Source organism: Pseudomonas putida (assembly GCF_028682395.1).
GTDB lineage: Bacteria > Pseudomonadota > Gammaproteobacteria > Pseudomonadales > Pseudomonadaceae > Aquipseudomonas > Aquipseudomonas putida_AB.
Map to the genome: position 1 here is coordinate 883431 of NZ_JANHLC010000001.1, position 21765 is coordinate 905195.

Annotated in this window: 23 protein-coding genes, 1 tRNA gene and 2 pseudogenes; 4 read left to right on the plus strand and 22 right to left on the minus strand. The window is 56.1% G+C overall.

Annotation, left to right across the window (positions count from 1 at the left end; genetic code table 11):
• Positions 1-5 precede the first annotated feature (5 nt).
• The 12 genes from rlmN to trmJ form a co-directional block, all read right to left on the minus strand.
• Positions 6-1154, minus strand: coding sequence for a 23S rRNA (adenine(2503)-C(2))-methyltransferase RlmN (rlmN, locus tag NPS46_RS04185; RefSeq protein WP_274105138.1), 1149 nt, complete (start codon positions 1152-1154; stop codon positions 6-8).
• 28 nt (positions 1155-1182) lie between these two features.
• Entirely contained in the window at positions 1183-1608 is a 426-nt protein-coding gene (ndk, locus tag NPS46_RS04190; protein ID WP_274105139.1) for a nucleoside-diphosphate kinase, read from the minus strand.
• A 95-nt stretch (positions 1609-1703) separates the two neighbouring features.
• Positions 1704-1904 (minus strand): Fe-S cluster assembly protein IscX, encoded by a 201-nt coding sequence (gene iscX / locus NPS46_RS04195; RefSeq protein WP_274105140.1) that lies wholly within the window; start codon positions 1902-1904, stop codon positions 1704-1706.
• A 14-nt stretch (positions 1905-1918) separates the two neighbouring features.
• Positions 1919-2260, minus strand: coding sequence for an ISC system 2Fe-2S type ferredoxin (fdx, locus tag NPS46_RS04200; protein ID WP_274105141.1), 342 nt, complete (start codon positions 2258-2260; stop codon positions 1919-1921).
• Positions 2261-2263: 3 nt separating this feature from the next.
• Entirely contained in the window at positions 2264-4126 is a 1863-nt protein-coding gene (hscA, locus tag NPS46_RS04205; RefSeq protein WP_274105142.1) for a Fe-S protein assembly chaperone HscA, read from the minus strand.
• 51 nt (positions 4127-4177) lie between these two features.
• A complete protein-coding gene (gene hscB / locus NPS46_RS04210) occupies positions 4178-4699 on the minus strand; it encodes a co-chaperone HscB (RefSeq protein ID WP_274105143.1) in 522 nt (173 codons plus the stop codon).
• 8 nt (positions 4700-4707) lie between these two features.
• Positions 4708-5031, minus strand: a complete 324-nt coding sequence (gene iscA, locus NPS46_RS04215; RefSeq protein WP_274105144.1) for an iron-sulfur cluster assembly protein IscA — start codon at positions 5029-5031, stop codon at positions 4708-4710.
• A gap of 19 nt (positions 5032-5050) precedes the next feature.
• Positions 5051-5437 (minus strand): Fe-S cluster assembly scaffold IscU, encoded by a 387-nt coding sequence (gene iscU / locus NPS46_RS04220; protein WP_007929523.1) that lies wholly within the window; start codon positions 5435-5437, stop codon positions 5051-5053.
• 46 nt (positions 5438-5483) lie between these two features.
• Positions 5484-6698, minus strand: coding sequence for an IscS subfamily cysteine desulfurase (locus NPS46_RS04225; protein WP_274105146.1), 1215 nt, complete (start codon positions 6696-6698; stop codon positions 5484-5486).
• A 50-nt stretch (positions 6699-6748) separates the two neighbouring features.
• Complete coding sequence (gene iscR, locus NPS46_RS04230; protein ID WP_274105148.1) at positions 6749-7240, minus strand: Fe-S cluster assembly transcriptional regulator IscR; 492 nt, start codon at positions 7238-7240, stop codon at positions 6749-6751.
• A gap of 223 nt (positions 7241-7463) precedes the next feature.
• On the minus strand, positions 7464-8240 hold the full coding sequence (gene cysE / locus NPS46_RS04235; protein WP_274105149.1) for a serine O-acetyltransferase: 777 nt from the start codon (positions 8238-8240) through the stop codon (positions 7464-7466).
• The gene (trmJ, locus tag NPS46_RS04240; RefSeq protein ID WP_274105151.1) at positions 8240-9013 is read right to left on the minus strand and encodes a tRNA (cytosine(32)/uridine(32)-2'-O)-methyltransferase TrmJ; all 774 of its coding nucleotides are present in this window, start codon (positions 9011-9013) and stop codon (positions 8240-8242) included. The genes cysE and trmJ overlap by 1 nt, the downstream gene beginning before the upstream one ends.
• A 145-nt stretch (positions 9014-9158) precedes the next feature.
• Between trmJ and suhB the strand changes: the two genes are divergently transcribed.
• Complete coding sequence (suhB, locus tag NPS46_RS04245; protein WP_274105152.1) at positions 9159-9974, plus strand: inositol-phosphate phosphatase; 816 nt, start codon at positions 9159-9161, stop codon at positions 9972-9974.
• A gap of 77 nt (positions 9975-10051) precedes the next feature.
• On the opposite strand, the gene NPS46_RS04250 is transcribed toward suhB, so the two are convergent.
• The 6 genes from NPS46_RS04250 to queA form a co-directional block, all read right to left on the minus strand.
• Positions 10052-10579, minus strand: coding sequence for a glycine zipper 2TM domain-containing protein (locus NPS46_RS04250; RefSeq protein WP_274105154.1), 528 nt, complete (start codon positions 10577-10579; stop codon positions 10052-10054).
• Between the two features lie 120 nt (positions 10580-10699).
• Positions 10700-11614, minus strand: coding sequence for a protein translocase subunit SecF (gene secF / locus NPS46_RS04255; RefSeq protein WP_274105156.1), 915 nt, complete (start codon positions 11612-11614; stop codon positions 10700-10702).
• 9 nt (positions 11615-11623) lie between these two features.
• A complete protein-coding gene (gene secD, locus NPS46_RS04260; RefSeq protein ID WP_274105157.1) occupies positions 11624-13492 on the minus strand; it encodes a protein translocase subunit SecD in 1869 nt (622 codons plus the stop codon).
• 60 nt (positions 13493-13552) lie between these two features.
• Positions 13553-13888 carry a preprotein translocase subunit YajC gene (gene yajC / locus NPS46_RS04265; protein ID WP_274105159.1) on the minus strand — a complete coding sequence of 112 codons (336 nt, stop codon included), beginning with the start codon at positions 13886-13888 and terminating at the stop codon, positions 13553-13555.
• 44 nt (positions 13889-13932) lie between these two features.
• A complete protein-coding gene (gene tgt / locus NPS46_RS04270; protein WP_274105389.1) occupies positions 13933-15048 on the minus strand; it encodes a tRNA guanosine(34) transglycosylase Tgt in 1116 nt (371 codons plus the stop codon).
• 14 nt (positions 15049-15062) lie between these two features.
• Positions 15063-16127, minus strand: coding sequence for a tRNA preQ1(34) S-adenosylmethionine ribosyltransferase-isomerase QueA (queA, locus tag NPS46_RS04275; RefSeq protein WP_274105160.1), 1065 nt, complete (start codon positions 16125-16127; stop codon positions 15063-15065).
• Between the two features lie 109 nt (positions 16128-16236).
• Between queA and NPS46_RS04280 the strand changes: the two genes are divergently transcribed.
• A tRNA-Leu gene (locus NPS46_RS04280) sits at positions 16237-16321 on the plus strand.
• 158 nt (positions 16322-16479) lie between these two features.
• Positions 16480-17758 (plus strand): annotated as a pseudogene (locus tag NPS46_RS04290) (tyrosine-type recombinase/integrase).
• A gap of 238 nt (positions 17759-17996) precedes the next feature.
• On the opposite strand, the gene mobC reads toward NPS46_RS04290, so the two are convergent.
• From mobC to NPS46_RS04310, 4 genes are all read right to left on the minus strand, one after another.
• A complete protein-coding gene (mobC, locus tag NPS46_RS04295) occupies positions 17997-18086 on the minus strand; it encodes a plasmid mobilization relaxosome protein MobC (protein WP_274105165.1) in 90 nt (29 codons plus the stop codon).
• Positions 18087-18661: 575 nt separating this feature from the next.
• Positions 18662-19207 (minus strand): hypothetical protein, encoded by a 546-nt coding sequence (locus tag NPS46_RS04300; RefSeq protein ID WP_274105167.1) that lies wholly within the window; start codon positions 19205-19207, stop codon positions 18662-18664.
• 69 nt (positions 19208-19276) lie between these two features.
• Positions 19277-19837: a hypothetical protein gene (locus NPS46_RS04305; protein ID WP_274105169.1), complete on the minus strand. Its 561-nt coding sequence runs from the start codon at positions 19835-19837 to the stop codon at positions 19277-19279.
• Positions 19838-20181: 344 nt separating this feature from the next.
• Positions 20182-20931, minus strand: a complete 750-nt coding sequence (locus NPS46_RS04310; RefSeq protein ID WP_274105171.1) for a hypothetical protein — start codon at positions 20929-20931, stop codon at positions 20182-20184.
• A 525-nt stretch (positions 20932-21456) separates the two neighbouring features.
• Between NPS46_RS04310 and NPS46_RS04315 the strand changes: the two are divergent.
• Positions 21457-21657, plus strand: a pseudogene (locus NPS46_RS04315) (transposase); the annotation flags it as partial.
• Positions 21658-21765 lie beyond the last annotated feature (108 nt).

The window sequence follows — 21765 nt, forward strand, 5'->3', positions numbered from 1 at the left end:
CTCTCTTAAGTTCGATTCGCAGCGCTTTGCGGTGCATCGGCGTCCGCACTCAACTCACGCACGGCGATATAACGCTCACTACGACGGGTGCGGTCCATCACCTGCCCGACCAACTGACCACAGGCCGCGTCGATATCTTCGCCGCGGGTGGTACGCACAGTGACGTTATAGCCGGCTTGATGCAACTGATCCTGGAAACGCCGAATGGCATTGTTGCTCGGACGCTCGTAGCCCGAATGGGGGAACGGGTTGAACGGGATCAGGTTGATCTTGCACGGCGTGTCCTTGAGCAGCTCGATCATCTCGACCGCGTGCTCGACCTGGTCGTTGATGTCCTTGAGCAAGGTGTACTCGACGGTCAGGACACGCTTCTCGCCCAGGGTCGCCATGTAGCGGCGGCAGGATTCGAGCAGCATCTTGAGCGGGTACTTCTTGTTGATCGGCACCAACTGGTTACGCAGCGCATCGTTTGGCGCGTGCAGGGACAGCGCCAGGGAGACGTCGATGTGCTTGGCCAGCTCATCGATCATCGGCACCACGCCGGAGGTCGACAGGGTCACGCGGCGCTTAGAGATGCCGTAGCCCAGGTCGTCCATCATCAGGTGCATGGCGGCGATGACGTTGTCGAAGTTCAGCAGCGGCTCACCCATGCCCATCATCACCACGTTGGTGATGGCACGGTCGACGGTTGCCGGGACGCTGCCAAAGGATTTGTTGGCAATCCACACCTGGCCGATCACTTCGGCAGCGGTGAGGTTGCTATTGAAGCCTTGCTTGCCGGTGGAGCAGAAACTGCAGTCCAGGGCACAGCCTGCCTGGGACGAAACGCACAAGGTGCCGCGTTTGCCCTGGGGAATGTACACGGTCTCGACGCAGCTGCCGGACGCCACGCGCACCACCCATTTACGGGTGCCGTCGCTGGAGATGTCCTCGCTGACCACTTCCGGACCGCGAACCTCAGCACAGGCCTTGAGCTTCTCGCGCAGGGCCTTGCTGACGTTCGTCATGGCATCGAAATCATCGACGCCAAAGTGGTGAATCCACTTCATTACCTGACCGGCACGGAAACGCTTCTCCCCGATTGAGTCGAAGAATTTCTCCATTTCCGGTTGAGTCAAACCCAACAGGTTGGTCTTGCCGATCGATGCAGTCATGGTCTCACCCTCACTCACTGGCGCAATCTTAGCGAGTGGTTACTTCGGTAGCGGCGAAGAAGTACGCGATTTCACGTGCAGCAGCAGCTTCGGAATCCGAACCGTGTACAGCGTTGGCATCGATGGATTCAGCGAAGTCAGCACGGATGGTGCCGGCAGCAGCTTCTTTAGGGTTGGTAGCGCCCATCAGTTCACGGTTGCGAGCGATGGCGTTTTCGCCTTCCAGAACCTGAACAACAACCGGACCGGAAGTCATGAAGGCAACCAGTTCGCCGAAGAAGCCGCGCTCGCTGTGCTCAGCGTAGAAGCCTTCGGCTTCGGCTTTGGACAGTTGCTTCATTTTCGAAGCTACAACGCGCAGGCCGTTATCTTCGAAACGGCTAACGATCTTGCCGATGACGTTCTTTGCAACGGCGTCAGGCTTGATGATGGAGAAAGTACGTTGAACAGCCATGGTGTAACTCCAGAAACGAATGATTTTTACGAAAAATTAAACCCGCGAATTATACGCGGGTTTGGGGGGATTGCCTAACTGCGTACAGCGGCGAATCAGTCCGCTTCGTCGATCCAGGCCGCCTGGATCGCCTCAAGGACTTTCTCGCCGCCACGGGCCGGATCGTCACCGAATTCCGGCAAGGCCAGGACCCATTTGTGCAGATCGACGAAGTTCACATAACGCGGATCCACGTCCGGCTTGCTGTCGGCCAGTTGGATCGCGATTTCCAGCACATCAACCCACATCAGGCTCATGACGATTCCTTGAATCAATGTGGCGCTTCGGCCGCATGGTTAAGCGAGTATTTAGGGATCTCGACGGTCAGGTCTTCGTCGCCGACGATTGCCTGGCACGACAGCCGCGATTGCGCCTCCAGCCCCCAAGCCTTGTCCAGCATGTCTTCTTCCAGCTCGTCCGCTTCGTTCAGCGAGTCAAAACCTTCGCGAATGATGCAGTGACAGGTGGTGCATGCACAGACGCCACCACAGGCGCTTTCGATCTCGATATGGTGCTCGTGGGCAATTTCCAGAATAGAAGTACCGGGCTCAACTTCTACAACCAGACCTTCCGGGCACAGCACAGCGTGTGGCAGAAAAATGATCTGCGGCATCAGTTATTCCTCGATCTCATTCAGGTTGCGCCCCGCCAGCGCGGCTTTCACCGTCGAATCCAGGCGTCGGGCAGCAAAAGCATCGGTCACTTGCGACAGACGCTTGGTCTGTTGCTCGATGGCGTAGCCATCGGTACCGCTCATCAGTTCGGTCAGTTCCTGTACCTGGGCTTCGATGACCATCCGCTCTTCGGCGTCGAGCAGGCGCTCGCCATCGGCCTCCAGCGCAGCCTGGACCGCTTCGATCAAGCGCTGGGCGTCGACCTGTTGTTCACGCAGCACACGGGCGACCTTGTCGTCGTTGGCGTGCTGGAACGAGTCGGTGAGCATCCGGGCGATCTCGCCGTCGGTCAGCCCGTAGGACGGCTTGACCTGAATGCTCGCCTCGACGCCCGAACCCAGTTCGCGCGCCGCCACACTGAGCAGGCCATCGGCGTCGACCTGGAAGGTCACCCGAATCTTCGCCGCACCGGCAACCATGGCCGGGATACCGCGCAACTCGAAACGCGCCAGGGAGCGGCAATCGCTGATCAACTCGCGCTCACCCTGCAGCACGTGAATCATCATGGCCGTCTGGCCGTCTTTATAAGTGGTGAAATCCTGGGCCCGGGCGACGGGAATGGTGGTGTTGCGGGGAATCACCTTCTCCATCAGCCCGCCCATGGTTTCCAGCCCCAGGGACAGCGGAATCACGTCCAACAACAGCAATTCGCCACCGTCGCGCTTGTTGCCCGCCAACGTATCGGCCTGGATCGCGGCGCCAATGGCGACCACTTGATCAGGGTCGATCTCGGTCAACGGCTGGCGACCAAACATCTCGGCAACCGCCTCACGCACCCGAGGCACGCGCGTCGAACCACCGACCATGACCACCGCCTGCACTTCGTCGAGCTCGATATTCGAGTCGCGCACGGCACGGCGGCAGGCCTTGAGGCTGCGCGCAACCATCGGTTCGATCAACGCCTCGAAGGCTTCGCGCGTTAGAGCGGCCGACCAGTCGCCATAAGTCACATCTACCGAGGCGGCGTGGGTCAGCGCCTCTTTGGCGGCGCAGGCGGTCTGCAACAGGTTGCGCTGCGCACCCGGATCGAGATCGGCGGACAGACCGGCGCTCTCGATGATCCAGCTGGCAATGGCGTGATCGAAGTCGTCGCCACCCAGGGCGCTGTCGCCACCCGTGGCCAGCACTTCGAAGACGCCGCCGGTCAGACGCAGAATCGAAATATCAAAGGTACCGCCACCCAGGTCATAGATCGCCACAACGCCTTCGGCGTGCTGATCCAGGCCATAGGCCACGGCAGCGGCCGTCGGCTCGTTGAGCAGGCGCAACACATTGAGACCGGCCAGCTTGGCCGCATCCTTGGTCGCCTGACGCTGGGCATCGTCGAAATAGGCCGGAACAGTGATAACCGCCCCCACCAATCCCCCCCCCAGCGTCGCCTCGGCGCGCTGGCGCAGGACCTTGAGGATCTCGGCGGACACTTCCACCGGGCTCTTGGGGCCCTGGACGGTATCGATAAACGGCATATGGGATTCGCCGCCGACAAAGCGATACGGCAACTGCTCGCCCAACTGCTTGACATCGGACAACCCACGACCCATCAAGCGCTTGACCGACAGCACGGTATTGAGCGGATCAGCGGACGCCGCCAGGCGGGCCGATTCACCCACTTCGACACGGTCGGGGTGATAGCGCACGGCAGACGGCAGAATGACCTGCCCCTGCGCATCGGCCAGCGGCTCGGAAAGGCCGCTGCGCAAGGCAGCGACCAGCGAATTGGTAGTGCCCAAGTCGATCCCGACCGCCAGACGACGCTGGTGCGGTTGAGGACTTTGGCCGGGTTCGGCGATCTGCAGTAGGGCCATCGTTATCTGGACTTATCTGTATATCAGGCGTGCGACCGAGGCGGCACTTGGTTAATCGTCGAGGCGCTCTTCTAACTGGCGCACTTCGTAGGTGAGCTTGTCGAGAAACTGCATGCGTCGCATCAGGCGCTCGGCCTGCTCGCGCTGAGCAGCATCATCCCAACAAGCCGCGAAGCTTTGGTTCAGTTCGTCCTGAGCCACCTTGAGGCGACGCTTGAACGCCGCGATCCCGGCCAGGTCGGCACTGTCCTGCAGGTCCTCGAGCTCCTCGCGCCACTGCATCTGCTGCAGCAGGAACTCGGGGTCGTGCACCGTGACTTCCAGCGGCAACTCGCGCCCCCCCATGGCCAGCAGGTAACGCGCGCGCTTGGGCGGGCTCTTGAGGGTCTGATAGGCCTCGTTCAGGTTCGCGGACCGCTCCAGCGCCAGACGCTGCTCGCGTTCCGAGGCATCGGCAAAACGGTCCGGGTGAACGCTGCGCGCCAACTCACGATAGCGCACGGCCAACTGGTCGAGATCCAGATTGAAGCTCGGCTGCAGCTCGAATAAAGCGAAATGACAAGGAGTACCCACGAGGCGCCTCAGATATTGAAGCTTTCGCCGCAGCCACACTCACCGCGTACGTTGGGGTTGTTGAACTTGAAGCCTTCGTTCAACCCTTCCTTGACGAAATCCAGTTCGGTGCCGTCGAGGTAGACCAGGCTCTTGGGGTCGATGATCACTTTTACACCGTGACTCTCGAACACCTGGTCTTCACTGCCGGCCTCGTCGACAAACTCCAGCACGTAGGCAAGGCCGGAACAACCTGTGGTGCGAACACCCAGACGAATCCCATCACCTTTGCCGCGCCCATCAAGGGAGCGTCGTACGTGCTGAGCAGCCGCTTCTGTCATGCTGATAGCCATCGGGACTCCTTACTGCGCGTTAGATCAAGCCTTTCTTCTGCTTGTAGTCGCGAACCGCTGCCTTGATGGCATCTTCCGCGAGTACCGAGCAGTGAATTTTCACGGGCGGCAGGGCCAGCTCTTCAGCCAGCTGAGTGTTCTTGATGGTCTCTGCTTCGTCCAGAGTCTTGCCTTTCATCCACTCGGTCGCCAACGAACTGGAGGCGATCGCCGAACCGCAGCCGTAGGTCTTGAACTTGGCATCTTCGATGATGCCCTGTTCGTTGACCTTGATCTGCAGACGCATAACGTCGCCGCAGGCCGGCGCGCCGACCATGCCGGTGCCGACATCCGGGTCTTCGGCATTCATCTTGCCGACGTTGCGCGGGTTCTCGTAGTGGTCGATGACCTTTTCACTGTAAGCCATGATGCTTAATCCTCACTCATCAGAAAGTCGCTCTTGCGGCGACTTATCAGTGCGCCGCCCACTCGATCTTCGAGATGTCGACACCATCTTTGTACATGTCCCACAGCGGCGACAGAGCGCGCAGCTTGGTCACGGCCTCGCAGACTTTCTGCGCGGCGTAATCGATTTCTTCTTCAGTGGTAAACCGACCGAACGTGAAACGGATCGAACTGTGTGCCAGTTCGTCGTTGCGGCCCAGGGCACGCAGCACGTAGGAAGGCTCCAGGGAAGCCGAAGTACAGGCCGAGCCAGACGACACCGCCAGATCCTTGAGCGCCATGATCAGCGACTCGCCTTCAACGTAGTTGAAGCTCAGATTCAGGTTGTGCGGTACGCGAGCGGTCAGGCTGCCATTGACGTAAAGCTCTTCCAGGCCTTCGACCTGTTTGAAGAAGCGATCACTCAGGGCTTTGATCCGCAGGTTTTCCGCAGCCATCTCCTGCTTGGCGATGGCAAAGGCCTCGCCCATGCCAACGATCTGGTGAGTCGCCAGGGTGCCAGAACGCATACCGCGCTCATGACCGCCACCGTGCATGGTCGCTTCCAGACGCACGCGCGGCTTGCGGCTTACATACAGCGCGCCGATGCCTTTCGGACCGTAGGTCTTGTGGGCAGAGAACGACATCAAGTCAACTTTCAGCGTCGACAGGTCGATTTCGACCTTGCCGGTGGACTGGGCGCCGTCGACATGGAACAACACGCCGCGCGAACGGGTCAGTTCACCGATGGCAGCGATGTCGTTGATGGTGCCGATTTCGTTGTTCACATGCATGATCGACACGAGGATGGTGTCCTCGCGCAATGCCGCTTCGACCATGGCCGGCGTGATCAAACCGTCTTCGCCCGGCTCGATGTAGGTCACTTCGAAACCTTCACGCTCCAGTTGGCGCGTGGTGTCGAGAACTGCCTTGTGTTCGATCTTGCTGGTGATCAGGTGCTTGCCCTTGGTCGCATAGAAATGCGCAACACCCTTAATCGCCAGGTTGTCGGACTCGGTGGCACCGGAGGTCCAGACGATTTCACGCGGGTCGGCATTCACCAGGTCGGCGACCTGACGGCGAGCATTTTCCACGGACTCTTCGGCTTTCCAGCCAAACACGTGGGAACGCGAAGCCGGGTTACCGAAGTTTCCGTCGACCAGCAGGCATTCACTCATTTTCTGCGCAACGCGCGGGTCGACCGGCGTGGTCGCTGAGTAATCAAGGTAAATCGGCAATTTCATGGACTATCTCCTAAATCAGGCTGGCTGGCGCACCGCTTGCTCTACGGCTGTCACTCGACGGCGGACGCTTCGATCTTATCCAGGCGTGACGCCTTGCCATTACAGCGGCGCTGGTCCTGACGCAGGGCTACTTCTTGCACCTCACGGCGAGTCACAAGATCAGCCAAGCTGATACCGCTGAGAAATTCGTGGATTTGCAGGCTGAGGTCGCACCACAAGTGATGGGTCAGGCACGTGTCGCCGGCGTGGCAATCGCCAAGCCCCTGGCAACGGGTCGCGTCGACCGATTCGTTCACTGCGTCGATCACCTGGGCAACCTGGATTCCCTGCATGTCGCGCGACAGCTGATAGCCGCCGCCAGGGCCGCGAACACTGGACACCAGATTGCTGCGACGCAGCTTGGCGAACAATTGTTCAAGGTAGGACAGGGAGATGCCTTGGCGCTCGGAGATATCGGCCAGGGACACCGGCCCGTGTTGCGCATGCAACGCCAAGTCAAGCATGGCAGTCACAGCGTATCGGCCTTTTGTAGTCAGTCGCATGGACAAGTACCACGGAGTTTCGGAATGGAGGCGAGTATGCTATTCCCGAGTATTTAAGTCAACTATTAGACCTAGTACGTTAGTCGGGTTTACCCGCAAAAGAGCGCGCGCACTATAACAAACCCTGCGACGTAATGGCACATCTTGAAACGAGCAACGCGAGCCGGCCCTCCGGCATCCCCTTGCGAGGCCTTTTCCAGGAGAAAACCGGCTCGCTTCGCCCTCAATGCGCCTTGTCTTGCGTGTCACCCTTTACTTCGGCGAAGTCTTCATTGCGCAACTCAGGCAGATCCTTGGCGCAATACGTGCTCCCCAGGTCTTTCAAGGCGCCACACATCCCATCCAGCTTGCCATCCACGGCCTGCAGATGATCAAGCAGCTGGCCAATGGCTCGAGCCACCGGGTCTGGCATGTCCTCGCTGACGCCGTAGGCATCAAACCCAAGCTTTTCCGCCATCGCCTTGCGCCGGGCTTCCTGCTCGTCATCAGGCTTGGCAATGATCCGCCCCGGAATGCCGACCACGGTCGCACCGGCCGGGACCGCCTTGGTCACCACCGCATTGGAGCCGACCTTGGCCCCAGCTCCCACGGTAAACGGCCCCAGCACCTTGGCCCCGGCACCGACCACCACACCATCTTCCAGGGTGGGATGGCGCTTGCCCTTGTTCCAACTGGTGCCGCCCAGGGTCACGCCCTGATAGAGCGTCACATCGTCGCCAATTTCCGCGGTTTCACCGATCACAATGCCCATGCCGTGGTCGATAAAGAACCGCCGCCCAACCTTCGCTCCCGGATGAATCTCGATACCGGTCAGCCAACGCCCGAAATTCGACACCACCCGAGCCAGCCACTTCCAGCCCATACCCCACAGGGCATGACCCAGCCGATGCAACCAGATGGCATGCAGCCCCGGATAGCAGGTCAGCACTTCAAAGGCGTTGCGCGCCGCAGGATCACGATGAAACACACTCTGGATATCTTCCCGCAGACGCTCGAACATCATTGATCCTTACGCTTATGGGGCTCGCCACGGGCCGCTTTTTCGGTCTCCGTGAGGATGCCACGCAAAATATTCATCTCGGCACGACTGACCGAACTGCGCCCATACAGACGACGCAGGCGCGCCATCAAATGACGCGGTTTTTCCGGATCGAGGAAATCGATAGCCACCAGGGTCTGCTCGAGATGGCCATAAAAGCGCTCCATCTCGTCCATGGTCGCCAGCTCTTCGCTACGTGCCGATGCCACTTCAATCTTCTCGACCTTGCTGGGCTGCCCCTGGGACGCCAGCCAGGACATCCGCACTTCATACGTGAGCACCTGCACCGCAGCTGCCAGGTTCAACGAACTGAAGTCCGGATCGGACGGGATATGCACGTGATAGTGACATCGCTGCAATTCCTCATTGGTCAGGCCGGCGTACTCACGGCCAAACACCAATGCGACCTCGGCCCCCTGATTGGCCTGCTCCGCCGCCATTGCCCCGGATTCACGCGGGTCCAGCAACGGCCAGGGAATGCGCCGCTCGCGCGCACTGGTACCGAAGACCAGATTGCAGCCGACCAGCGCCTCCTCAAGAGTGGAGACGATTTGTGCATTTTCAAGGATGTCGTTGGCGCCCGAAGCGCGCGCATCGGCCTCATGGGACGGGAAACCCTGGGGATCGACCAGCACCAGCCGCGACAGCCCCATGTTTTTCATGGCGCGCGCCGCGCCACCGATATTGCCCGGATGGCTGGTATTGACCAGCACGATACGAATATTTTGCAGCAAGGCAGGCGCTCTCGGACAAGGCATAGGGGGCGTAAATCCTACAGAAACACTGTGCGTTACGCTATGAACGCAAACACCGTCCTTCAACTGCAGAACTTTTCTGTTAGAATGTTCGGCTTTCTTTAACACTCTAGGTGAAACGTCCATGCAGCCAATGCTGAATATCGCGCTGCGCGCCGCCCGCAGCGCCAGTGAATTGATTTTCCGCTCCATCGAGCGCCTGGATACCATCAAGGTCGACGAAAAAGACGCCAAGGATTACGTATCCGAAGTTGATCGTGCTGCCGAAACCAGCATCATCAACGCCCTGCGCAAGGCCTATCCGACCCACGCCATCCTCGGCGAAGAAACCGGCATGCATCCCGGCAGCGGTGAAGGCGAAGAGTACCTCTGGATCATCGACCCACTGGATGGCACCACCAACTTCCTGCGTGGCGTTCCCCACTTCGCGGTCAGCATCGCCTGCAAATACCGCGGTCGCCTTGAGCACGCCGTCGTACTGGATCCGGTTCGCCAGGAAGAATTCACCGCCAGCCGCGGTCGCGGCGCCCAACTCAACGGTCGTCGCCTGCGCGTCAGCGGCCGCACCAGCCTTGAAGGCGCCCTGCTGGGTACCGGCTTCCCGTTCCGCGACGACCAAATGGACAACCTGGAAAACTACCTGGGCATGTTCCGCAGCCTGGTCGGCCAGACCGCCGGCATCCGCCGCGCCGGCGCCGCCAGCCTGGACCTGGCCTACGTGGCCGCCGGTCGTTTCGATGCGTTCTGGGAATCGGGCCTGTCCGAGTGGGACATGGCCGCAGGCGCCCTGCTGATCCAGGAAGCAGGCGGCCTGGTCAGTGACTTCACCGGCGGCCACGACTTCCTTGAAAAAGGCCATATCGTTGCCGGTAACACCAAGTGCTTCAAAGCGGTCCTGACCGCTATCCAGCCGCACCTGCCGGCTTCGCTGAAACGCTAAGCGCCCGGCCACAAAAAAGCACCCTTCGGGGTGCTTTTTTTATACCTCAATTTTGCAGAAGCGAGCTGGCCCGCGCCTTACTGCAAGATCAGGCGGCCATCCTTGTCGACCGGGATCTGATTCCCCGGATCACGCTCCATACGCACCTGGCTGACCTTGCCATCCAGCTGGTACTTCACGTCATACCCAACCACCTTCTCGCTGATATCGTTAACCGTATTGCAGCGCGTCTGGGTCGTGGTGTAAGTATCGTTTTCCTGCATGTTCTCCTGCACCTTGTTACCGGCATAGCCACCACCTACGGCGCCCGCCACGGTCGCAATCTTCTTGCCGTTGCCGCCGCCGACCTGGTTACCCAGCAAACCACCCGCCACCGCACCGATCACACTACCTACGATCTGATGCTGATCCTTGACCGGCTTCTGCCGTGTCACCGCCACATCCTTGCAGACTTCGCGCGGAGTCTTGATCTGCTGCTTGACCGGCTGCACCGCCAGCACCTGCGCAGCCTCAGGCCCCTTGACCAGGCTGTAGGTAGCGACAGCGCCCCCAGCAGTCACAGCGACAGCACCCAATACCGCACCCACCAACAATGATTTGTTCACTTGAACCTCCAGTCCTTCTCACGTGGGACTTTTCCCACACAACACCCAGCCTTGGAGCATAAAAAAAGGCGCGAGTTCAAACTCGCGCCTTTTGGGTGCAGCGGGAAGAACGCTCGCCGGTTATGGGCGGTCGTCGACTTCCTTGTCGGTAGCCACTGGAGCAATCAGATCTTCGGAGTTCAGATTCAGCCAGATCAACACCACGTTGGCGATGTAGATCGACGAATAGGTGCCCGCCAAAACGCCGACGAACAACGCAATGGAGAAACCAAACAGGTTGTCACCGCCGAACACCAGCAACGCCACGATCGCCAGCAAGGTCGAGATCGAGGTGGCCATGGTCCGCAGCAGCGTCTGCGTGGTCGAAATATTGATGTTTTCGATCAGGCTCGCTTTGCGCAGTACCCGAAAGTTCTCACGAACCCGGTCAAATACCACGATGGTGTCATTCAGCGAGTAACCGATGATCGCCAGCACCGCGGCCAGCACCGTCAGGTCGAAGGTGATCTGGAAGAACGAGAGGATCCCCACGGTCACGACCACGTCGTGGACCAGCGACACAATGGCGCCGACCGCAAACTTCCACTGAAAGCGGAACGCCAGGTAGATCAAGATACCACCCAGCGCCATCAGCATGCCGAGGCCGCCCTGGTCGCGCAGCTCTTCACCGACCTGCGGACCGACGAACTCGACCCGCTTGACCTGCGCCGGGTTGTCGCCACCGACCTTCTGCAGCGCTTCGGCCACCTGATGACCCAACTGCGGATCCTCACCCGGCATCCGCACCAGCAAGTCGGTAGTCGCACCAAAGCTCTGCACGACCGCATCGTGATAACCGGCTTCGGCCAGTTGCGCGCGAACCTTCATCACGTCCGCCGGACGCTCGTAGGTCAGCTCGATCAGCGTACCGCCGGTGAAATCCAGGCCGTAGTTGAGCCCTTTATGGAACCAGCTGAACAGCGCCAGTACGGTAAGGAGCAATGTGATGCCGAACGCAACGTTGCGAACGCCCATGAAGTTGATAGTACGTAACATGGCAGCCCCTTAAATCCACAACTTCTTGAAGTCACGACCGCCGAAGATCAGGTTGACCATCGCGCGGGTCACCATGATGGCCGTGAACATCGAGGTAAAGATCCCGAGGGACATGGTCACCGCAAACCCCTTGACCGGGCCGGTGCCCATGGCGAAGAGAATCCCGCCAACCAGCAAGGTAGTCAGGTTGGAGTCGACAATCGCCGTGAATGCGCGACTGAAGCCTTCATTGATTGCCCGCTGGACTGTCATGCCCGCTGCGATCTCTTCACGAATCCGCGAGAAGATCAGTACGTTGGCGTCGACCGCCATGCCCATGGTCAACACGATACCGGCGATACCCGGCAGGGTCAGCGTTGCGCCGAGCAGAGACATCAGAGCCAGCAGCAACACCATGTTCACCGCCAGTGCGACCGTAGCGATCACGCCAAAGAAGCGGTAGATGGCGATGATGAACAGCGAAACGAACAGCATGCCCCACAGCGAGGCATCGATACCCTTGGTGATGTTGTCGGCACCCAGGCTCGGGCCAATGGTGCGCTCTTCAGCAAAGTACATCGGTGCAGCCAGACCACCGGCACGCAACAGCAGCGCCAGCTCGGACGACTCGCCCTGGCCATTCAGACCGGTAATCCGGAACTGACTGCCCAGTGGCGACTGGATGGTCGCCAGGCTGATGATTTTCTTCTCTTCCTTGAAGGTCTGTACCGGCACGTCCTTCTCGACGCCGTTAACCATCTTCTTCTCGTAGCGGGTCGTCGGCTTCTGCTCGATGAAAATCACCGCCATGCTGCGCCCGACGTTGCTGCGGGTCGAACGGCTCATCAGCTCGCCGCCGTGGCCGTCGAGCTTGATGTTCACCTGCGGACGACCGTGCTCGTCGAAGCCCGCCTGGGCATCGGTCACCTGGTCACCGGTGATGATCAAGCCACGCTCGATCTGCGCGGAAGGGCGATTGCCCTCACGGAACTCGAAGGTCTCGGAAGTGGCCTTGGAAGCCCCCGGCTCAGCCGCCAGACGGAATTCCAGGTTGGCAGTCTTACCCAGGATCCGCTTGGCTTCAGCGGTGTCCTGCACGCCCGGCAGCTCAACCACGATACGGTTGGCACCCTGACGCTGAACCAGTGGCTCGGCAACGCCCAGCTCATTGACGCGGTTACGTACCGTGGTCAAGTTCTGCTTGATCGAGTATTCGCGGATTTCCGCCAGCTTGGCCGGGGTCATCGCCAGACGCAGCACAGGCTGACCGTTCAAGTCGGCAGGCGTGATCTCGAAATCATTGAAGTTCTTGCGAATCAGCGCGCGGGCCTGTTCGCGGGCGTCCGCGTCACTAAAGCCAAGTTGGATGGCGCCATTGAGTTGCGGCAGGCTGCGATAGCGCAGACGCTCCTTGCGCAACAGGCTCTTGACGTCGCCTTCGTAGACTTTAAGGCGGGCATCGAGCGCTTTGTCCATGTCCACTTCCAACAGGAAGTGCACACCACCGGACAAGTCCAGACCCAGCTTCATCGGGTGCGCCCCGAGGTTGCGCAGCCATTGCGGGGTCGTCTGGGCCAGGTTGAGCGCAACGACATAGTCGTCACCCAGGGCCTTGCGCACTACGTCCTTGGCTGGGAGCTGGTCTTCCTGCTTGGTCAGACGCAGCAGCCCGCCCTTGCCGTTCGCCGCCAGGGTTGCGCCCTTGACGGCAATGCCGGCGTCGGTGAGCGCCTTGCTCACGCGGTCCAGATCGGCCTGGTTGACCTGCAGCGCCGTGCTGGCACCGCTGATCTGAATCGCCGGATCGTCTGGATAAAGATTGGGAGCGGAATAAATCAGACCGATCGCCAGCACCGCCAGGATCAGTACGTATTTCCACAGAGGGTATTTGTTCAGCATCACGCCGCCCGCTTATGACGCGGGGCGCCTTGCGCGCCCCGTCGATTGTTGAATGTTGGATCAGATCGCTTTCAGCGTGCCTTTTGGCAGCGTGGCGGCGATGGCGCCTTTCTGGAACTTCAGCTCCACCGAGTCAGAGACTTCCAGTACGACGAAATCGTCGGCAACCTTGGTGATCTTGCCGGCGATACCACCAGTGGTCACGACTTCGTCACCCTTGGCCAGGCTGCCCAGCAGGTTTTTCTGCTCTTTGGCACGCTTGGCCTGTGGGCGCCAGATCATCAGGTAGAAGATGACCAGAAAGCCAACCAGGAAAATCCACTCAAAGCCAGTACCAGCAGGACCGGCAGCAGGTGCAGCGGCGTCCGCGAACGCGGCAGGGATCAAAAAGCTCATTTAGCACTCCAGTTGCAGAAATTGGATCTTAAGGTCCAGGAAACTCAGTCCAAAGGCGGTACGGGCAACCCGCGTTTGGCATAGAAGGCATCGACAAAGGCGGCCAATGTACCCTGTTGAATAGCCTCGCGCAAACCAGCCATAAGCACCTGGTAATGGCGCAAATTGTGGATGGTATTGAGCATGCTCCCCAGCATTTCGCCGCATTTATCCAGATGGTGCAGATAAGCGCGGGAGAAGTTCTGGCAGGTATAGCAATCGCAGGTCGGATCCAGCGGCGAATCATCATGGCGATGGAACGCGTTGCGGATCTTCAGCACACCAGTATCGATAAACAGGTGCCCATTGCGGGCGTTACGGGTTGGCATCACGCAATCGAACATGTCCACACCGCGGCGAACACCCTCTACGAGATCTTCCGGCTTGCCAACGCCCATAAGGTAACGAGGTTTGTCAGCGGGCATCTGGCCCGGCAGATAGTCCAGCACCTTGATCATTTCATGCTTGGGCTCGCCCACCGACAGACCGCCGATGGCCAGGCCATCGAAACCGATCTTGTCCAGGCCTTCGAGCGAGCGCATGCGCAGGTCCTGGTGCATGCCGCCCTGGACGATACCGAACAAGGCCGCGGTGTTCTCGCCATGGGCATTTTTCGAACGCTGGGCCCAACGCAACGACAGCTCCATGGAGACCCGCGCCACATCCTCATCAGCGGGGTACGGCGTACATTCGTCGAAGATCATCACGATGTCCGAACCCAGGTCGCGCTGGACCTGCATCGACTCTTCGGGGCCCATGAACACCTTGGCGCCGTCAACCGGCGAGGCGAAGGTCACGCCCTCCTCCTTGATCTTGCGCATCGCGCCCAGGCTGAACACCTGGAAGCCACCGGAGTCGGTCAGGATCGGGCCTTTCCATTGCATAAAGTCATGCAGGTCGCCGTGCGCCTTGATGACCTCGGTCCCCGGGCGCAGCCACAGGTGAAAGGTGTTGCCCAGGATAATTTCGGCGCCGGTGGCGACGACATCCCGCGGCAGCATGCCCTTGACCGTGCCGTAGGTGCCCACTGGCATAAAGGCCGGGGTCTCGACGGTGCCACGGGGGAAGGTCAGGCGACCGCGACGCGCCTTGCCATCAGTGGCGAGCAGCTCGAAAGACATACGACAGGTGCGACTCATGCTTGATCCTCGGGGGCCGATTCCTGGGGGGCGGTTGGCGCCGGGTTGCGGGTGATGAACATTGCATCACCGTAACTAAAGAAGCGATAACCCTGCTCCACCGCCGCCGCGTAGGCCGCCATGGTTTGCGGGTAACCGGCAAAGGCCGAAACCAGCATCAGCAATGTGGATTCGGGCAAATGAAAATTGGTGACCAGGGCATCGACCACATGGAACGGCCGGCCTGGGTAAATAAAGATATCGGTGTCGCCACTAAATGGCTTGAGCACGCCATCGCGCGCCGCACTCTCCAGGGAGCGGACACTGGTGGTGCCCACGGCGATCACTCGACCGCCCCGTGCCCGACAGGCCGCCACGGCATCGACCACATCCTGGCCGACCTCCAACCATTCGCTGTGCATATGGTGGTCTTCCAGCCGCTCGACGCGCACCGGCTGGAAGGTCCCGGCGCCAACATGCAGCGTGACGAAGGCGGTTTCCACGCCCTTGGCAGCAATAGCGTCCAGCAGCGGCTGATCGAAATGCAGCCCCGCGGTCGGCGCCGCCACGGCGCCCAGGCGCTCGGAATAGACCGTCTGATAGCGCTCGCGATCGGCGTCTTCATCAGGACGGTCTATATAAGGAGGCAGCGGCATATGGCCGACGCGCTCCAGCAGCGGCAAGACCTCCTCGGCAAATCCCAGCTCGAACAGCGCGTCATGGCGGGCCAGCATCTGCGCCTCGCCACCGCCCTCGATCAGGATCGTCGAACCGGGCTTGGGCGATTTGCTGGAACGGACATGGGCCAGCACGCGGTGACTATCCAGCACCCGCTCCACCAGGATTTCCAGCTTGCCACCCGACGCCTTCTGGCCGAACAACCGCGCCGGGATAACCCGGGTATTGTTGAACACCATCAAGTCGCCCGGGCGCAGATGCTCGAGCAAATCGGTGAATTGACGGTGGGCCAGCGCACCGCTGGGCCCGTCGAGGGTCAACAGACGGCTGCTGCGCCGCTCGGCCAAAGGATGGCGAGCGATCAGGGAATCCGGCAGTTCGAAAGTAAAGTCAGAGACACGCATGATGGGAGGTCGTTAAGCAGGGCCGGAAAGTTTAGCGGATTTGCTGAAAATTGACCATGAAACCCGATTGACCAACGGTAATCACCTCTCTATACTTCGCCGCCATTGAGCCCTGATGGCGGAATTGGTAGACGCGGCGGATTCAAAATCCGTTTTCGAGAGGAGTGGGAGTTCGAGTCTCCCTCGGGGCACCACATAGCAGTATCTGAAAGTCTCTACCAGACTCTCAGCACCAGAGAAACCGGCCACTTGAGCCGGTTTTTTTGTGCCTGGCTATTTACCCTCTGCCTCCCCTTATCCGCTGTATCCCTGCTTGTATCCTGAGAAAAATGCCGAACTCTGGGATACAAGGATGAAGCGCGCAGACATCAAGCGCCGCCCTCTCGCTGACACGACACTTGCGGGATTGGAGCCGGAATCAAAGGAATACAGGGAGCTGGACGGAAACGGCCTCTACTTCAGGGCTAAACCTGATGGTGGTAAATCCTGGCAACTCCGCTACAAACGTCCGGCGGGCAATTGGGCTTGGATGGGGCTCGGGGGTTACCCGGAAGTAAGTGGTGCGCTGGCAAGGGACAAAGCTGCCGGTCTACGCAAGGTAGTGAGTAGCGGTGCCAATCCCCCTAGAACAAAAGCGATCCGCGAAAGCTGCTATCGATGCGGCCAAGACCCGAACCTTTCGAGCTGCCGCTGATGCCTGGCTGAAGGCAAAAGAGGAAAAGGGTCTCGCACCCTCCACTCTCAACAAAATCCGCACCTACCTCGACAAAGACATACTCCCGGCACTGGGCGATAAGCCTCTAGACGAAATCACCCGTACCGACTGCGCGGAACTCCAAGCATCCATCGAAGCCCGGAATGCACACAACGTGGCGGAAAAATGTCGCACTTGGATCAATCAGATATTCGGGCGAGCCATCGGTTTGGGCCTCACGGAAAACGATCCGGGCAGTCGACTACGAGATATTGCCGCTCAAGCCCCGAAGACTCAGCAGCATCCTCATTTGCTTGAGCCTGAGTTGGCAGAATTCCTCCAAGCACTCAAAAACACTCCCAGCAGGCTGACGGCCCGAACTGCTGCATGGCTCTGTATCTGGACCGCATCTAGACCGGGCATGGTTCGGTTAGCTAAATGGAAAGAGTTCGACCTTGATGGAGCAACATGGACGACGCCTGCCGCAAAGATGAAGATGCGCAGGGACTTTGTGTGCCCACTCCCTAAGCAAGCTCTTATCGCACTCAAAGAACTCCATTGTCTCACCGGTCGTAGTCGCTGGCTTTTCCCCGGAGTCGGCGCTAAGAATCCGACGATAAGTGAAAACACCATCAACAAAATCTTCGCGACGGTTGGTTATAAAGGCCGCCTGGTTGATCATGGGACTCGTCACACCGCCAGCACTCTACTCAGGGAACACGGCTGGCCAAAAGAGCATGTCGAAGCGCAGCTTGCTCACAAAGAAGAGGGAATATCCGGGGTATACAACAAGGCTCAATACCTTGAGCACAGGGTGAAGATGATGCAGTGGTATGCAGATCACCTTGATGCACTGGCGAGCGAGATGGTGATCAGGGGACAGTCCAGTTTAAGGCAAAGAGGTGCCTACGAAACCCGGGGCGATTCATTCAATTGATTGTGATATTGCCTTCGCAATGTCTTTTTTTGACGCATTCAAAGGCGTGTAAATATTTGACTCGAATAAAACGCAGCCTTCTTCTTTGTTAAAATATTTGGCTGTTTTGTAAATCGCTGATTTGGATTTTTGAGAGCTTAGCTTTTCACGTATCATGACTTACCTACGATGATTAACTTCTCCTTTTTTAGCTTGTCCAACTTTTTAGTAAGTATGGTTATGTTTCTATCGAGAGCACTTATTTGATGCAAATATCAAGGGATGGTTCTTCTTTTGCGTTTAGACTTTTGGCGATTTGATTGAGGTTGTTTCCATATCCGCTTAGCAACTTTTCAATCTTATCAATATCCTATCTAAGCTCAGGATGGGTGACTTCAATAATTTCACTGATGCCATTGTTAACGATGAGGAAAATAAACCCGGACTGGCTCTTACCTATCAAATCTCGTTGATGTTCAATTTTGATGTAATCACTTTCGGATATTCTTACATTTAGTTGTCTTGGTTTTTATTGCCATTCATATATTCCTCATGGTTGTTGATTTTTTTTGATTTTAATTTTTCAAACGTAGTGCGAAAAATCGAGCGTAAATGTAAGCAAAGAACGAAGTGAATTTGCTATACATTTACATTGCTCGCATATAAAGAATTCAAACTACTAATATCAAGCTACCACATATTAAAATGCTTTCAAGCTTGTATAGCACTCATCAAGTTTTGAAACTGCATAGCAAGCCAACGGCAAAAATATCTAGCAACGTATAGCAATGTATAGCAGGCATTAAAAAGGCCACCTTGAAAGGCAGCCTGATAGTTATCAACCATTATACGAACTTGGCCTATCGTCTCTTATCGACCTCAAATCAAAAAACACCGATGTGCTTTTATTGTCGTTTACACCTTTCAAAAAACAGTGCCGTCATCTAACGCAGACTTCAATTCGCTCTTATAATTACTCTTATTAAATTTTTCGACTTTTTTGTAAGTATTCAGCTTTTCAGGAGAGCGATATTGCGTATCACTTGCGAAAGATTGGAATGTATCACCATCAATCATTCTTATATGCATTTGAAGCTCTCTTGAATCGTAGCCATAAAACTCAACAAAACCGGGAATTTCACTTTGACGTGCAACCATCAACGCTTCTTTGACTGGCTTGTCATAGAGATAGAATGTAGCGGTCACCATGATGGCACCACCGGATTCAGTATTATTCTTACCAAACTGGGGATTCACATAAGGGGTGAATACAACCCCACCATTCATGTCCTTGGTTTGGCCTAACCACTTACGCTCTTTAATTGCATGGATTGTCTTATTGATAGGACCAGAATACTCAACGCTTCTTCTGTCTTTATCAAGCTCGACATGTTCAAAGGTTTCCGCTGATGCTGCGAACGAAAAAGAGGCAATCAACGATGCAAGAACAAAGCTTTTAATTTTTTCCATTTTTTCTCCATTTACGAATTATTTTTTTATAAAAGCCATATCAGCAGCCTTTATTAACTACTACTGAATCTAGAAAACCATACCGCTATCTCTTGCACTCTTTAATTCACTTTTATAATTGCTTTTTTTAAAGCTTTCAACTTTCTTGTAAGTGTTAAGCTTTTCAGGAGAGCGATATTGCGTATCACTTGCGAAAGATTGGAATGTGTCATCGTCAATCAATCTTATATGCATTTGAAGCTCTCTTGAATCGTAGCCATAAAACTCAACAAAACCGGGAATTTCACTTTGACGTGCAACCATCAACGCTTCTTTGACTGGCTTGTCATAAAGATAGAATGTAGCAGTCACCATAATGGCACCACCGGATTCAGTATTGTTCTTACCAAACTGGGGGTTCACATAAGGGGTGAATACAACCCCACCATTCATGTCCTTGGTTTGGCCTAACCACTTACGCTCTTTAATTGCATGGATTGTCTTATTGATAGGACCAGAATACTCAACGCTTCTTCTGTCTTTATCAAGCTCGACATGTTCAAAGGTTTCCGCTGATGCTGCGAACGAAAAAGAGGCAATCAACGATGCAAGCACAAAGCTTTTAATTTTATCCATTTTTTCCTTATCCATCCAGTCAAATCGCGGGAGCTAAATCTTGCTACCGAGGCCAAATGCTATCACAAGATTTGTGATAGTTAAACGCCATCATTCCAATAAGGTATTTAAGACTGGAACTTATATGCGAGTTCTTCAAGTGCTTTCAACTTTGCTACTGGGGTAGGCCCTTCGGAATATCTACCAAAAGTCATTCGTAGCAAACCATCGGCCTTATGTCCTACCAAAGAAATGATGACAAGGTTCTTTACGTCGGCACGTTCTAATGTAGTAATTACAGTTTTCCGAATGCTATGGAAAACACATCGCTTATCAAAAGCTAACTCTGTTTTGAAAATCGAGAATTGATTACCCAAGCCCTATGATTTCGTTTCATACTTTCCGCCTTTGCTTGTCTTCAATAAATAGCCATCATCGGATGAATTAATAAGCCGCTTGACTGTTTTCAATTGACACTTTCCTTTTTCAACTGCTTTACTATGCAAGGTATCAACCTCGTCCGCCGTAAAAGCACGCCTTTCATCTTCCTTGAGTGTTCCACGTCTAACTTGGCTCAATTCATGGCTTTTGAAAGGATTGATTGGATAACGCTCTTTGAATGGCGGTTCTTTTTTAATAAAGAAATTATAGAAGGCATTAAACGAAAACAAATACTGTTTCTTGGTCTTTGGTTCGAGATTTTTTAAAATCAAGAATGAAGCAACGGCTTCATAGTCTAAAATCAGGTTTTCGGTTTTTAAAAATGAATCAAGTGCTTTAATTCTCTTAATGTGTCTATCCACCGTATTCAAATCAACTTTTCGTTGATTTAACTCATAGTTATAGAAAGCATCAAGGCGACTTTTGAAAAATGGAGTTTTGGGAGAGTAGTCCGAGCGACCTGCTGCTATATCAACTGCTTCATTAACAAGGTCGATGCTCAATTTTTTATCATGTGCATACTGGATTACTTCAAAACCCATTTCTGCTTCACTGATTGCGGGTCTCCCCTGAATTTTATCGAGGTTTATTGCCCGTTGGTGCTTTTCAACTATTTGAAGAACATCATCACGGAAATTACCGATTTCACCGTTTCGGGCTTTTTCAATTTCGGCTTTCCATTGGTGCAACCACCTCAGTTGGAGAACGTGAGCTTCCGAGCGGTTGCCGGTTTTGAGACTTTATAGTCAGCACCTTACGCCCGGCGAAGGCTTCCCGTGCAGCCTCTGGAACGTCTAGTCGGACGTGGTAGGTGCCAGATTTCAAGACTAAAAAATCGGTCATAGCAGCAGCCCTTGGCTAGTCATTTCTACCCAAAGCCATTGAAAGCCTTTAAACTCGCGGCATTGCTGGGTCTTAGGATGTTTTTGAGGGAGTTCGAGTCTCCCTCGGGGTACCATATAGCAGTATCTGAAAGTCTCTACCAGACTCTCAGACCCAAAGAAACCGGCCACTTGAGCCGGTTTTTTGTGTCTGGCTTTCTACCTCTGTATCCCCCTATCCGTGTATCCCTGCCGGTATCCTGAGAAAAATGCCGAACGTTGGGATACAAGGATCAAGCGCCGCCCACACGAGCCCTACAATCGAAGACTGAACGGCTGACCCACGGCTTCCGTCTGGTGTTTTATTCCGGTGGCGATTGTGAAGCATGTTTGCAGCGAAAAATCGAATATGCGAAAGCACATGTGCAGGCGAAGGTTGAGCATTCATTCCGAGTGATCAAGCGTCAGTTTGGCTACGCGAAAGTGCGCTTTCGCGGCCTGATGAAAAACACCGCACAACAGGCCAGGCTATTTACCCTGTCGAACCTATGGATGATGCGAAAACGACTGCCGGTCGCGGGAGAGGTGCGCCTGTCATGCGGGAAAAGCACCTTGAACAGGCGTGGCTCAAGGGGAAACGATGAGTTAAGAACAGGAAAGGTCAGATTTTTGAGCCGCCAGCGCTTTTTGAACCTCTACCAA